Source organism: Candidatus Nitrosopumilus sp. (assembly GCF_965263415.1).
Lineage (GTDB): Archaea > Thermoproteota > Nitrososphaeria > Nitrososphaerales > Nitrosopumilaceae > Nitrosopumilus.
Genome location: NZ_OZ253671.1, coordinates 1610793 through 1623612 on the forward strand (window position 1 = coordinate 1610793; position 12820 = coordinate 1623612).

13 protein-coding genes and 1 tRNA gene are annotated in these 12820 nt (G+C 34.9%); 6 read left to right on the forward strand and 8 right to left on the reverse strand.

All coding sequences use genetic code 11. The annotated features are described in order from the left end of the window. The first annotated feature begins 54 nt into the window (after positions 1–54). The gene (locus tag ACQY22_RS10320) at positions 55–2271 is read left to right on the forward strand and encodes a beta-propeller domain-containing protein (RefSeq protein WP_428324596.1); all 2217 of its coding nucleotides are present in this window, start codon (positions 55–57) and stop codon (positions 2269–2271) included. 8 nt (positions 2272–2279) lie between these two features. Here ACQY22_RS10320 and ACQY22_RS10325 read toward each other — a convergent pair whose 3' ends face one another. After that, complete coding sequence (locus ACQY22_RS10325; RefSeq protein WP_428324597.1) at positions 2280–2921, reverse strand: hypothetical protein; 642 nt, start codon at positions 2919–2921, stop codon at positions 2280–2282. Between the two features lie 121 nt (positions 2922–3042). On the opposite strand from ACQY22_RS10325, the gene ACQY22_RS10330 reads away from it, so the two are divergent. After that, a complete protein-coding gene (locus tag ACQY22_RS10330; protein ID WP_428324598.1) occupies positions 3043–3480 on the forward strand; it encodes a hypothetical protein in 438 nt (145 codons plus the stop codon). A 5-nt stretch (positions 3481–3485) separates the two neighbouring features. On the opposite strand, the gene ACQY22_RS10335 is transcribed toward ACQY22_RS10330, so the two are convergent. Beyond that, positions 3486–3845, reverse strand: a complete 360-nt coding sequence (locus ACQY22_RS10335; protein WP_428324599.1) for a tetratricopeptide repeat protein — start codon at positions 3843–3845, stop codon at positions 3486–3488. A gap of 46 nt (positions 3846–3891) precedes the next feature. Further along, complete coding sequence (locus ACQY22_RS10340) at positions 3892–5337, reverse strand: peptidase (RefSeq protein ID WP_428325551.1); 1446 nt, start codon at positions 5335–5337, stop codon at positions 3892–3894. A gap of 122 nt (positions 5338–5459) precedes the next feature. Here ACQY22_RS10340 and ACQY22_RS10345 point away from each other — a divergent pair, with 122 nt between their 5' ends. Further along, positions 5460–5627 carry a hypothetical protein gene (locus ACQY22_RS10345; protein ID WP_428324600.1) on the forward strand — a complete coding sequence of 56 codons (168 nt, stop codon included), beginning with the start codon at positions 5460–5462 and terminating at the stop codon, positions 5625–5627. A gap of 35 nt (positions 5628–5662) precedes the next feature. On the opposite strand, the gene ACQY22_RS10350 is transcribed toward ACQY22_RS10345, so the two are convergent. After that, positions 5663–5806: a hypothetical protein gene (locus ACQY22_RS10350; protein WP_187146555.1), complete on the reverse strand. Its 144-nt coding sequence runs from the start codon at positions 5804–5806 to the stop codon at positions 5663–5665. 53 nt (positions 5807–5859) lie between these two features. Continuing rightward, complete coding sequence (locus ACQY22_RS10355) at positions 5860–6741, reverse strand: hypothetical protein (RefSeq protein ID WP_428324601.1); 882 nt, start codon at positions 6739–6741, stop codon at positions 5860–5862. A gap of 111 nt (positions 6742–6852) precedes the next feature. Between ACQY22_RS10355 and ACQY22_RS10360 the strand changes: the two genes are divergently transcribed. Together ACQY22_RS10360 and ACQY22_RS10365 are read left to right on the forward strand one after the other, a co-directional pair. Then, positions 6853–6927: transfer RNA gene (locus ACQY22_RS10360), tRNA-Glu, on the forward strand. Between the two features lie 44 nt (positions 6928–6971). Then, complete coding sequence (locus tag ACQY22_RS10365; protein WP_428324602.1) at positions 6972–8204, forward strand: tyrosine-type recombinase/integrase; 1233 nt, start codon at positions 6972–6974, stop codon at positions 8202–8204. Positions 8205–8482: 278 nt separating this feature from the next. Here ACQY22_RS10365 and ACQY22_RS10370 read toward each other — a convergent pair whose 3' ends face one another. Both ACQY22_RS10370 and phnD read right to left on the reverse strand, forming a co-directional pair. Next, positions 8483–9856, reverse strand: a complete 1374-nt coding sequence (locus ACQY22_RS10370) for a hypothetical protein (RefSeq protein WP_428324603.1) — start codon at positions 9854–9856, stop codon at positions 8483–8485. Positions 9857–10243: 387 nt separating this feature from the next. After that, entirely contained in the window at positions 10244–11221 is a 978-nt protein-coding gene (phnD, locus tag ACQY22_RS10375) for a phosphate/phosphite/phosphonate ABC transporter substrate-binding protein (RefSeq protein ID WP_428324604.1), read from the reverse strand. A gap of 157 nt (positions 11222–11378) precedes the next feature. On the opposite strand from phnD, the gene ACQY22_RS10380 reads away from it, so the two are divergent. Then, positions 11379–11726, forward strand: coding sequence for a hypothetical protein (locus ACQY22_RS10380; RefSeq protein WP_428324605.1), 348 nt, complete (start codon positions 11379–11381; stop codon positions 11724–11726). A 684-nt stretch (positions 11727–12410) separates the two neighbouring features. On the opposite strand, the gene ACQY22_RS10385 is transcribed toward ACQY22_RS10380, so the two are convergent. Continuing rightward, entirely contained in the window at positions 12411–12758 is a 348-nt protein-coding gene (locus ACQY22_RS10385) for a hypothetical protein (protein ID WP_428324606.1), read from the reverse strand. Between the last annotated feature and the right edge of the window lie 62 nt (positions 12759–12820).

The following is a 12820-nucleotide window of genomic DNA, read 5'->3' on the forward strand; positions in this document are numbered from 1 at the left end:
AACTACTAAGGGATAGTAATCACTAAAACTGATGAATCAAAAAAGAGAGTAAAAATGAGTTCAAAAATAATAATTCCAATTGCAGTAGCCATTTCGGTAATTGTAACGGCAGGAATAATGTATGCAGTTGGTTTTGAGCAAGAACCGCAAATTGTACAAGTTCCTACACCTGAAATTGTTTATGTAGACAAGTCAGTTTCAGAATTTTTCAAAGGAACAAACGATATCAAACAAATATCATCACAAGAAGAACTGGCATCAATTCTTGAAGCTTCATCATTGTTTGGTGGGGGCTTTTATGATACAAGATCCATTAGGGTTGCAGCAGTTGAAGAAGCTGTAATGTTTGATAGCGCAGAATCTGCAACAGTTTCAGCACCACAGGCAGGATTCAAAGGAGATGATGGAGGAGTTGATCATTCTACAACTAATGTTCAAGTAGAAAATGTAGATGAACCAGACTATCTCAAAAATGACTCAAAATACGTATACATTGTTTCAAGAAATACATTATCAATAATTGACGCATACCCAGCTGAAGATGCAAAATTAATTCTAAAAATTGCACTAGACATTGAATCACAGTACATTCAGAACATGTTCCTCAATGAAGACAGATTGGTAATATTTTACAACGGACAAAGTGATGAGGAAATAATACCACAATTTGACTTTATTCCAAGACCATCATACAATCCAGTTACCCACGCATTAATTGTGGATGTGTCTGACAAGGAAAATCCAACTATTCTCAAAGATTACTCCATTGATGGTCATTTCAGAGATGCTCGAATGATTGGAGATTACGCATACTTTGTTACAAATAATCACATCAATCATCAGAATCCCAGACTTCCGGTAATAATGGAGGATTCAGTAAGAATCATGACTCCAGATGCATTTTACTTTGATAATATAGAAGAATTTTCAAACTTTAACACATTAACTGCAATTGATATCTTTGGAGACACAATAAATTCTGAAACGTTCTTGATGGGATATACAGGAACATTTTATGTATCTGAGAATAATTTCTACTTGACATACCAGCAAAACATGCCATTTGGATATTATGAAAACTCATCACGAGATAGATTCTTTGATGTAATAGTTCCTTTACTGCCAAACGATATCCAAGATGAGATAAAAAATATTCAAAATGATTCATCATTAAATTTATCTGAACAATGGATAAGAATTTCAGAATTAATGCAAAATTCCTATAATGAAATGGACAAAAAAGGAAAAGAGACTCTATTTGAAAAGATAAGAGAAGCACTAAACGAGTATGATGTAAAAATTCAAGAAGAAAACAGAAAGACCATCATTCACAAGATTGCAATTGATGAAGACAAAATAGAATATGTTGCAAAGGGAGAAGTTCCAGGAAGATTACTAAACCAGTTCTCAATGGATGAGTCAGAAGATAGATTCAGAGTTGCAACAACAATAGAATATTACATTCAACATGAGGGAACAATCCGCTCAAATGCAGTGTATATCTTAGATGAACAACTCAACGTTGTAGGAGAATTAGAAGACATTGCACATGATGAGAGCATATTTTCATCAAGATTCATGGGAGACAGGCTCTATTTGGTAACATTTGAGCAAATTGACCCATTCTTTGTAATTGACTTGTCAACTGACACACCAAAAATTCTAGGAGAGTTGAAGATTCCAGGATTTTCAAATTATTTGCACCCATTTGATGAGGATCATGTAATTGGAATTGGTCGAGACACCAAAGTGACAGACAATGACAGAGTTCAACAATTAGGCATCAAAATTGCATTATTCAATGTAGCAGATGTGAATAACCCCAAAGTACTAGATGACTTTGTTATTGGAGATAGATCAAGTCATTCTGAAGCTCAATACAATCATAAAGCATTCTTCTTTGATAAAACAAGAAGTGTACTATCAATCCCAATTAGTGGAGATTCAGAGAGTTTGGAGCATATAACATCAAAGATGTTTGCACCAGAGTATAACCGTTGGAGCGGATTCTATGTGTTTGATATTGATAGTGTAAATGGATTCTCCATCAAAGGAGCTATCACACATTCAGATAGTGATTCCAGATATTATGGAATGGGAGATGCAAGAACATTTTACATTGGTGATGTATTGTATACAGCATCCCAGGGATATCTAAAGATGAACTCATTTGAAAATCTAGAAGAAATTAATTCAATAAAACTTGAAAACACTGGCAAGTTCATTGATTATTTAGAAGAACCAATGATGGAAATGGAACCAGTTAGATAAATTTCAAGTTATACTATGTGAATTATTGTACTAAGACCACGTTTTTCCATTTCAACATCATTTTCCATTTCATGAATGGTTACAGTAAATGAAATGACATCACGTTGTTTTGCATTTTCTGCATTAATCTTTAGATGAATATCCATAAAATCAAAATCTTCCAATGGGAGGTTTGTCTCATCCATGTATGCCCCGCAAGTAGATTCTATTCTAAATCGATCATCTTTGAAATGATATCCTAGTTTGACTTTTCTGCCTTCTCTTCCACTTGCCTTTACATTTACATCAATGATGCCAGGTTTTGCTTCAGTGTAACTAGGAGTTTTGTTTACAAAAACTCCAATTTGAAGTGGTTTTCCAGCAGTGGATTCTGCCATCTTTTGAATACCGTCATTCATCACAACATCAATTGCTGGAATCGATGTTGCGACTTTAGCAATCCATGTGTTTGTTTTAGTGATGGTTGCACGAATTCCATCCCTTCTTCGTTTGTCTTCATCTTCAGGCAATTTGTAATAATCAACCCATGCCTCATAATCATGAGAGATATCTTCAATGAAATCCATGCACGTTCGTTGGTAAGAGTTTACATCAGTTGTTCTTTCAGATTCATCGCCAATTCGCATAGAATCATCAGTCGGCATTGCCATACTCTAAGCCAATCAAAGTTCTAAAAAAACCAATCTGGAAGAAAATTAATGATTATAATAGGAATTTCTTTTCAAAGTAATGATGATATTTTCAGAATTAATTTTGGATCTTCAAAATGCATTGAAAAAAGATCTAGCGCAGATTAGATTTCTCTTAAAGAAGAATCCTGCAATGGGATACACACGAATTGTAGATATTGGAAAAGAGGTAGGCAAAAAATACAACATCAAACTTGTTGTGAATTTTCCAAAGGAGGGCAGAATTGAAGAGTTTGAGATGTATGGAAAAAGGGATTTGAGTTTAATTGTAGATTATGAAAGAAAGCGATTCCCAATAGACAGAGAGCAAATCAAGCAAAAGGCATTAGAATTCCTAGGAGATGTTCAGACAGAAGATGCATACATGTATGAAAATAAAGAGGGCGTACGAGTCTTTGGTGAGAATTGGAAGATAGACATTCTGCCTCATTCAGTGCATATTTGGACAGAATTTGATGCCAAAGTCACAGCATTTTGTGATTGGTTAATGGAAAACGCATACCAGATGAAAAAGAAATGATAGTCTTACAGTCGTTCTAGTTGATCAAGTAAATCATGAGCTTCATTATTTTTTGGATCAATTTTTAAAATGTGTTCGCAACAATTGATGGCATCAGATTTTTGCTCCAAGGCCAAATGAACATTGGTTTTTAGTCTGAGCATCTCAATATCATTTTTGTTTAGTTGAAACGCTTTTTCAAAATACGGTAAAGCCTTTTTTGGCTCATCAACTAAAAAGTAGACACTGCCCATGATGAACATAAAATCATGATCATCAGAATATTCAGATTCCAAACTTTTTCCTAGTTGTATGGCATCCTCATAATCACCTTGTTTGATTAATTTTTTAATTTTTCGTTTAGGATGTTTGAAAAGACCGACCATTTTACTTCAAAAACTTTTCACTAACTCACAATTTGAATGTAGGTAATTAAGAAGAGATACTCATGAGTCCTTCTTTAATTAAAAATTGAATTCCTTGAACAAAGGAATCATCATCAATTGCACCATCTGCCCACCAAGCAGCATTTTGTTTAATCCAAGATGGAATCTCATTAGAAGAACCAGTGCCTTGTGAAGTTGGAGGAATTTCCATTATTCCTTCCTTGATCAAGAATTGAATTCCTTGAACAAAGGAATCATCATCAATTGCACCATCTGCCCACCAACCTGCATTGTTCTTAATCCATTCAGGGATTTTCTGAGGAGTTATGTCCACAGGAGGAGGAATTACTGGAGCACTTCCTTCACCAGCAAAAACAGTTACAGGGATTTTTATATAATCAGCAGCAGTACCAGGTACTATTCCTTCTGGAGCAAGTCCATAAACCCAGATAACATAATTTGCCTCACCGGGTGGTTCATCAACTACCATATCAAGGATGTATTGTCCAGATGGAGAATAGAGATATTGTCGTCCTTCTTCTTGTGCAATAGAACGTAGTGGAGTCAAGTTATCATCTACAACTAGAAAGTCAAATTGGACTTGGTTCAAAAATTCAGTGTCATCAAATTTGCTGATAAATTTGATGAGCCATTGCATTTCACATCCTTGAACAGGTTCTTCAGGTCCATAGAACACATGGATTTGATAATCAAAATTGTTGGTAGGTTTTTTCACAGTGATATCTCTTTCAAAGTCAGTATCACATCCTTGTGCAAAAAAGGTGTCAGCAGTAGAAACAATTCCTGAAAAAGGACTGGTAGAAACATTTTCTTTGTAATCTAATAATTCAAATTTGTATTCAGCTGGAGGAATTCCTTCTGACACATGAGTTAACGTATGAGCTTTTACAGGGAATGGGAATTCATCTACAATCCAAACCTTACTTACATATCCACCAGTCTTCCATCCCATTTGAACAGTATCCCAAGTTCCAGATGAAATGGTAATCTCTTCAATTAGTTTTGGAAGTACTTGTTCTCCACCAATGTTTCCAATCTTTCCCCAAGATGCTGCACTAAATGCTTTAGGTCCTTTTCCACCTGAACTACCATCAGAAGTAGCAAATGCTGATAACCATGCAACTGAAGATTTGAATGCACCTCTATACACACCTAGTTCTTCACTACCACCTGTTGGTTCAGGTGCAATCTTTCCCAACTCCATTTCACCAACAATTATTTTACTGCCATCATACACTACAACTTCAGCTAACCATTTAGTTTCACTTCCAACTTGCTTGTCGCCTTTAATCCACATATCAAGACCAAATTCAGTACATTCTTTGTAATCTACATGGCACATGTTATAAGAAAAATAGTCACCGTGTTTGAGGCCTTCTCCAACATACCATGTTCCAGGTTTATCTACACCGCCAGATTGAATTTGAGCAAATGCTGAAGGAAGCATCAAAGTCCCCAAAAGTACCGTCATAAGAATTGGAAGAATTAGCAGTTTATTCAAATCTAAAAAAAATTGTAAAAAGAGATAGTTAAACGTTGTTCAACTTGCTTCAAATAAGCAAATATAGAGGAAAATTTAGAGACTGGATAGACATGTGCGAATGCTCAAAAGTCCACTTGTACGAAGTTGAATTCAAGTTAGATGGGATGAATGTTGTTCCAACACACAAGAATTGTGGATACGCACTAGATGCAAAACAAAATGACAAATTCCAAAAAGAGTTAGTAAAATCTTGGGGATTTGAGGAAGAGGAAGAATAATTTTAAAAATAAAAGAAAAAATTGGAAAAATCCAATTACATGTCTTTAGTAGCTTCTTTACAAACGTCAGTACCACATTTGCAATCTGCACTACAGATGCAATGACCTTGCATTGCACAATCACATGAATAATCAGGATCGCCGCTATCAGCTTCGCATCCACATGCTTGATCTGTCATGACAAAACATATTCTTACTTATTTTAAAAGGTTAGTACATGAATCAAGAAAATCTATTGGGACATAGCCTCAAGAATTGTATTACATGATTTTTTAATAAGATCAGATTGTTGTTTTAATAATTCTAAATCTGCTTCAACATCAAATGCAGTTTTTAAAATATGAATAAGATCAGGATTTCTACTTAGATTATTTTTGATTTTTATGAAATTCTCCTTATTGACATACCCCAAGTAAAAATAACAATCTGAAATCATTGAATTTTTTACAAAATAGTCATGTGTTTTTTTAATAATTTGAGAATGATTATTCTTTTCAACCATATCAGAAAAGCCAATTGTAGACTTTACCATGCGTTCAAGCAAAACAGGAGTGGCACGCTCTATTCCAACGGTTTGGGCCACAACAGAGATGTGTTCATTAGTTGGACTTTTTTCAAACTTTCTCAGAGAGTCAAGCATGTGTGTGGGCCCTAATCTTTTGTTATTGAGGGAGGCAATTGCATCAGCCAGGTAAAATGAGGCACATTTTTGCCAGCATGGGGCAAAGTCATCAGAATTATCAATAGATTCTTTTGTTTTTTGACAGCAAAACATGGATTCAATCAAAGAGTTTTTTGCAAAGTCAGCAAACAATGATGAATGTTTTTCTTTGATTTTTGATAGAAACATTCGAAGATCCCAAGAGGCATCTTGAATTATTTTCAGATTATCATATTGCAAAAGTTTCTTTGAATTTTTCTCAGAAAAGGTTCCATGATGAAGAATAAACATTTCATTATCAATTGGAACAATTTTATCAGGTTCGTCTTTTTCATCAAAGACAACAATATCGTATCCACAAGAATCAAAAAAATTTTCATTCATTCTGCAACCACCCAATCCTACAGGAAAATCAGACAAACCTAGTTTCTCAGGAATTTTTTGTAAATCCACGTAAAACAATATTCAAGATTTTCTATAAATGACCTAACTCACAAAGTTTAACAAATTCATGTAAAGTCAAAACATTTCCTTTAAATTGAGACAAAGGTTGTTTCGGATCAAGCTCCCATAGTGTAGTCCGGTTAAGCATACAGCCCTCTCAAGGCTGTGACCCGGGTTCAAATCCCGGTGGGAGCATTCACATTCTGGTTTAATACTCTGCCCATTTTATTATAGAGACAATGTCAAAACAACAAAGCTCAGAATTAAAACAGGACAAAATAAGACTGTACGATTATGACAGGATTATCTTCCGTACATTTGCATTGATGGAAAAAGACCTCAGTCAGGATAACGTCAAACTAATCAGAAAATTTGACCGTACTTTGGTAAATGAATCACTTTCAGATGCAAGACGCTCAAAGATTCTAGGAACATTGCTTAGTCTTTCAAGAATGCTTGGAAAGGATTGGGAGGATACAAACAAGGAAGACATTGAAGAACTAGTTTACAAATTCAACAAGAAATTTAGTAAAGATGGGCATGAAACCAACACCACATCAGACCACAAGAAAATTCTCAAGAATTTTTACCGTTGGTTCAAGCTTGGCTCAAGGGACCAAAAAGATGTAGGGGATCCTGATGAAACATCATGGATTAGAGTCAGAAAGCCAAAAGAGAATCTAACTGCAGACATGCTAATCACAGAGCAAGAAAAAAATGAACTTCTCAAAGCATGTGGGGATAGTTTACGGGATAGAGCATTTGTTCATGCATTTTCAGATTTGGGATGCAGACCAGGAGAAATTCTGACTCGCCAAATAAAACACGTAAAGTTTGATGACAAAGGTGCAATAGTTGTAGTTGATGGAAAAACTGGACCAAGACCAGTAAGAGTTATTGAATGTGTTCCGGACTTGGCAGCATACATTGAAAAACATCCAAGAAATTCAGAACCGGATGCTCCGTTATGGATTGCAATGGATGACAGAAGATTTGGAAAAGCATGGTCATATGCTTCAATGAGAAAGAGATTGCAGAGAATTTGCGATATTGCACAGATTCACAAGAGAATTTGGCCCAATCTGTTTCGCCATACAGGGGCAACAAAGACTGGAATGTTTTTGACAGAATCCCTGCAAAAAAAGAGATACGGATGGTCATCTGGTTCCAAAATGCCTGGAAGATACGAACACATGATGAATTCGGATGTAGAAGATGCAATCTTGAAGCATTATGGCATATCAAATGGAAAGGAAAAGGATCCAGTAAGCAGACCAAAAGTTTGCAATATTTGTGGAATTTCGAATGTTTTTGATGCAAATACATGTTCAAAATGCGGAAGACCATTAGATTTGAAATCTGCTGAAAAAATCGAATCAGAAAGCAAAGAACATGAAAAAAGGCTAGAAAGTAGGCTTTCTTCTATGGAAAATACAGTAAGAATGCTGGCAGAGAAATTTCTTGCAAGTTAGTTAATTTTTTTGGAGATTTCCAAATTTTTGGAGGTTTTTTGCATAATTCAAAAATCAAATAGTTTCAGGCGTGAATTTGTGTCGGTTAAACATCTATTTTTTGTCGGTTTGAGTGGTTTTTTTGTCGGTTTGAGTGGGTTTTTTGTCGGTCTCTAGGCACAAAATATGACCGACATTTTCAAATCCCTATAATTATGCCTGTTTGTCGTTTTGTCGGTCTAGTTATTTCTCAATAAATTCACATAATAAAATGAAACAGTCAACAATCGTTGCATCCGTCACGGCAGTTTGAACAAACATTCTATCATTTCATCAGTACAAGCATCTGCAAATGGCAGATGTTTTACATCTCCATCATAGTCAATAGCATATCCTTCTATCCCTTCAGTTGTCGTCCAATTTCGTTTTATGAGATCTATTACGCTGGTAGGCTTTACACATGCAGGAAAGCCGTCATATTTTTGAACCAAAACTAATCTGTCCATACACTGTAAGTTCTCAAAAAAAATTCCAGATGTTAGTTGTTCTTTGAGAGAATTTGAAGTTATCAAAATTTGATCAGAATACAAAAAACTTCCTGCAAATGCAAGAGATACAGGTAGGCCATTATTCCACATATACATTTCATAGAAATAAATGCCACCAGTCGTTGGCGTCCACAAATATTCTAGTCGCTTGCTTTCTTGTGCCATCACATCTACTGAGATTACATCAACAAATTCCACAGTGCTTTGAGGGTATTTTGTAATATCTCCTTCATCAAGACTCTTTGGAGATTTTTTTATTTGAAGAATCCAGTCAAAATCAACATTTTCTCTAGAGATATTTGTAACGTTTACACCTATAGGAACGGCATTTCCTTTTGTGCCATGTTTTATTGGAACATCAGGTTTTAGGATAATTGGTTTTGTATTCGGATATTTCATAGAAGAATTATCTGATTCTGCATAAAGACGTACTTGTTTGACAGGTTTTTCTTGTGGAATCAAAGCATGAATTTTAAATTCTTTTGTTTCATGACCGTTCAATATTTTAGGTTGGATGTCATCATCTGAATATCCCGCAACACCTACAAGACGATATTCTGATTCATGCAAGCTTGCAAGAACATAGATGTTTTTAGTTGCACCATAATGCATGTTGGTAATTGTTCCACTCACCTGCCATTTGTCAAATAAAGCATCGTGTGTTTTTCCTTGTATTGTCTCAATTTTTTTAAATTCAGTCAGTGTTACATTAAGATCAGTTGGTTTCCATGAGAAATAATCCACATGAGTTCTTCCAGTACCCACATGTGCAACTTGATTTAATATTTCAGAACCAGTGTCATCTATTACTAGTTGAAACGGTAAAGGATGTGCTCCAAGTGGATTAATTACAAAACCATCTCGTATTGGATGGCCATCTGTAACCAAAAGTTCTTTTTCAAACAAAGCATCTCCAGTAGAGTTGTAAAACACAAATTCGTATTTGGCATTTCCAAATGGTTCTCTTTTGTATGAATCATTCCACAGTTGTCCACTCACTACCAAGTTTCCCGTAATAGGATCGATATAGTGAATCATATCATAAGGAAAGCAACATACTGCAAACGCATCATCATGGGGCATAAAAAACACAATCAATGCCAAGAAAATTACAAAATATTTCATAATATAACTAACAGGATAATGAGAAGTTCATAAAGTGTTCTAATCTTTTACTATTGGCAGATAAAATGGATTAGTTTGAACGCTCTAACGTCTAAGAGTCAATCACATCCAATTGATTGGACAATGGTTCACAGACCAATGTCTGTTTTACGAGTGTTGGTCAAGTTAATCCTAAATGAGATTGGAACTAAAGTGACAAATCTCCATATGGGTTTTAGTAGTTGGTTTGCACGCCAATACTGTTTATCAAGTATTGGCTATATGAAAAATAATTTTTGAAAGGTTCAACTCCACGTGGATTTACATGCTATTTTGGGGTTCAAAATGGACGCAGATAGATATGAAAATTATTTTTCTTGAAAATATATCAGACGTTAAATCAAAACACTAGATAGGAGGTATCTGCGTAATTGCAAGGGCATTATCTAATGCTGCCAAGTGTGCGTGATGATTCACTGGTGTAAAGTCTGTAGCACCAAACAATGCTTTTTCCAATAGATCTGGTCTTTCAGACTTCATGTCCAGTATAGCTTTTTCAAATTTTGTGATAATTTCAGGGCTTATCATATCTGTCCTGTAGGTAATCCCATGAGTTGGTACTGGACCTTGTTTCTCTATCACCTTGATCTGACTCTGCTCTTCTGGAGTAAGGTAACGGTATTTGGCATGATCTCCGCCTGCTGCAATATCTACCTGACCTTCAATCAATGCACTAAGTGATTGTTGATAACCGCCGCTAAACAAAACATTGTCAAAATATGTATCAGCCCCATCTCCTGATTTTATCAATCCTCTATCCACAAGTTTAGACATTGGGAACAAATACCCGCTAGTTGATGTAGGGCCTGAAAATGCAACATTCTTTCCTTTTGCGTCTTCTAACTTGTTTATACCACTGTCTTTCTTTACCCAAAATTCACTCCAGTAAAACGTGTCTAGTTTTTCGCCGCCTGCACTTGTAAATGGACGTACTTCTGCCATGAACAATAATGTCTTTTGATCACTTCTCTCATAGGCAAACTCTGCAGGTCGTGCACTCATAAAAGCAATCTGCGTATCACCCGTTACAATTGATTCAACAGTCGTAGTTGCGTCTGTTGGAAAGAAAACCTCTGTTTCAATACCAATCTTGTCTGTAAAATATTCTTCTAGCATCTGAGATTGCAATTCAAAGACCATTGGATCTTCATTTGGCATAACTCCTATCGTAATTTTCTTAATATCATCAAAATTATTTGCCTGATTATTGGCAATAAAGTCTGAATTATCACCTGAAAAGCCATTAATTGAAAATCCAACTGCCAAACCCGCAGCTGCTGCAACAATTACAGAAATTACTAGAATTGGCGTGGTTGAACTATTCACAAATGCAAGAGGTCTTTAACTTTGTTATTAACCAATATCAAATTTTACAATCCTGTTTTAGTTTTTTAAAACAAGATAAGATATGTTTTAAAACAATATTCTACATTTAGAGAATTACTTCTTTTCTTATATCATAGTTTTTTTTAGAAATTTTTGCTTGCGAAAAAAACTGCATCCTTTACTTGTAGAAAAATACGATATTTCACACAAGGTTTTCAAGGAATTGGTAGATTTAGAATCACGACATATATTATTTTCAATGATTAATGAGCCAAAAAGGATTCAAGACATTTCAAAAGAGTTGAAGATTCCGCTTAGTTCAACATACAAAAAAATTTGTAACCTAAAAGATTGTTCACTAGTGTCAGAGAAACATGGTTTTTCTGAAACAGGACATGTTGTGACATGGTATCAAAGCAGAATCAATGATGCAAAGATTAGCATTGTGAATTTTGAACTGAATCTTTCATTTGTGAAGAACCGAAAGGTGAAAGAAGATAAGTAAACTAGCATCTCTGAAAGTTTGTATTTTTTGTGGAGAGGTTTTTAGCATATATCCTATGATGAGAACAAAAGATCGTTGTCCTAAATGTAAAGAACATTTTGGTCCATGAGAGTTGGCTTGTAGAGGAATTGTGAAAGGTATCGTTCTGAGAGTAGAAGGTACAGTCAAGGTGTCAAGAGATGCACAAATTGTGATACGCATATAGAATTTGAGGGAGTTCAGTGTCCATGTTGCAGAACACATCTACGTGCCAAAAGAAAAACCAAAGGATATAGAAGTTAAATAAAAATTGTTTATCGTTTATTGGTTGAACTCATAGGGCTTAAACCATTTTTGACAAATGTATGGTTCACAGACCAATCTTCACTTTACGAGTATTGGTCAAGTTAATCCTTAAGCGAGATTTGAACTAAAATGACAATGTACTTCAGAACATGATCCTAATGATCGCGGTTTTGTTTTAACAAATTGATCTCACTAAAGTGTAGTACAAATTCAATGATCCATTTTAGAAATTTCAATGGCGAATAATAATAACCGTACAAATGCCATATTCCCCTCAAAGTATATGTGTACTTGCTACGGTTTTTGTATAATTCAAAAATTAGAGAACTGCCACATACAACAATTCTCCATGTTAGATTGAATTTATTTCAATAACAGTCTGGAGTTATAAGGATTCAATCACCATTTTAGAGGACAGTTATTCAAAATATCTCTAGGGAGGGGGTTTGAAACAATACATAATGTATCACCATCTTTCCATGCCTTCAATACTACCCGGTCTTTTTCCAATAGTAGTTCAACATCGCTATTTTTTGCATGTGCGACATACTTGTAAGGAACACCTTTAGAATCAGGAAATTCAGTAATTTCACGATCTGAATATTTTTCTTTGAATGTTTCAATTAGTTCTACAGTTTTCATAGTACTATCCAATTGCAACTCATTGTAAAGAGATTGATTTTGTGCCAAAACAATTGTCAAAGTGATGCCAATAACAGCAATCACGCCCATTAATACCAAATTCAATGAATTCACAATATTGAGTTTGAAACGATGAGATTCATAAAGAATTCTAATCTTTTATTCTT

Bases quoted from the DNA above. Each gene is read 5' to 3' on its own strand.
- ACQY22_RS10320 (WP_428324596.1), top strand. From the start codon at position 55: ATGAGTTCAAAAATAATAATTCCAATTGCAGTAGCCATTTCGGTAATT.
- ACQY22_RS10335 (WP_428324599.1), bottom strand. From the start codon at position 3,845: ATGGTCGGTCTTTTCAAACATCCTAAACGAAAAATTAAAAAATTAATC.
- ACQY22_RS10325 (WP_428324597.1), bottom strand. From the start codon at position 2,921: ATGGCAATGCCGACTGATGATTCTATGCGAATTGGCGATGAATCTGAA.
- ACQY22_RS10345 (WP_428324600.1), top strand. From the start codon at position 5,460: ATGTGCGAATGCTCAAAAGTCCACTTGTACGAAGTTGAATTCAAGTTA.
- ACQY22_RS10370 (WP_428324603.1), bottom strand. From the start codon at position 9,856: ATGAAATATTTTGTAATTTTCTTGGCATTGATTGTGTTTTTTATGCCC.
- ACQY22_RS10350 (WP_187146555.1), bottom strand. From the start codon at position 5,806: ATGACAGATCAAGCATGTGGATGCGAAGCTGATAGCGGCGATCCTGAT.
- ACQY22_RS10340 (WP_428325551.1), bottom strand. From the start codon at position 5,337: ATGACGGTACTTTTGGGGACTTTGATGCTTCCTTCAGCATTTGCTCAA.
- ACQY22_RS10365 (WP_428324602.1), top strand. From the start codon at position 6,972: ATGTCAAAACAACAAAGCTCAGAATTAAAACAGGACAAAATAAGACTG.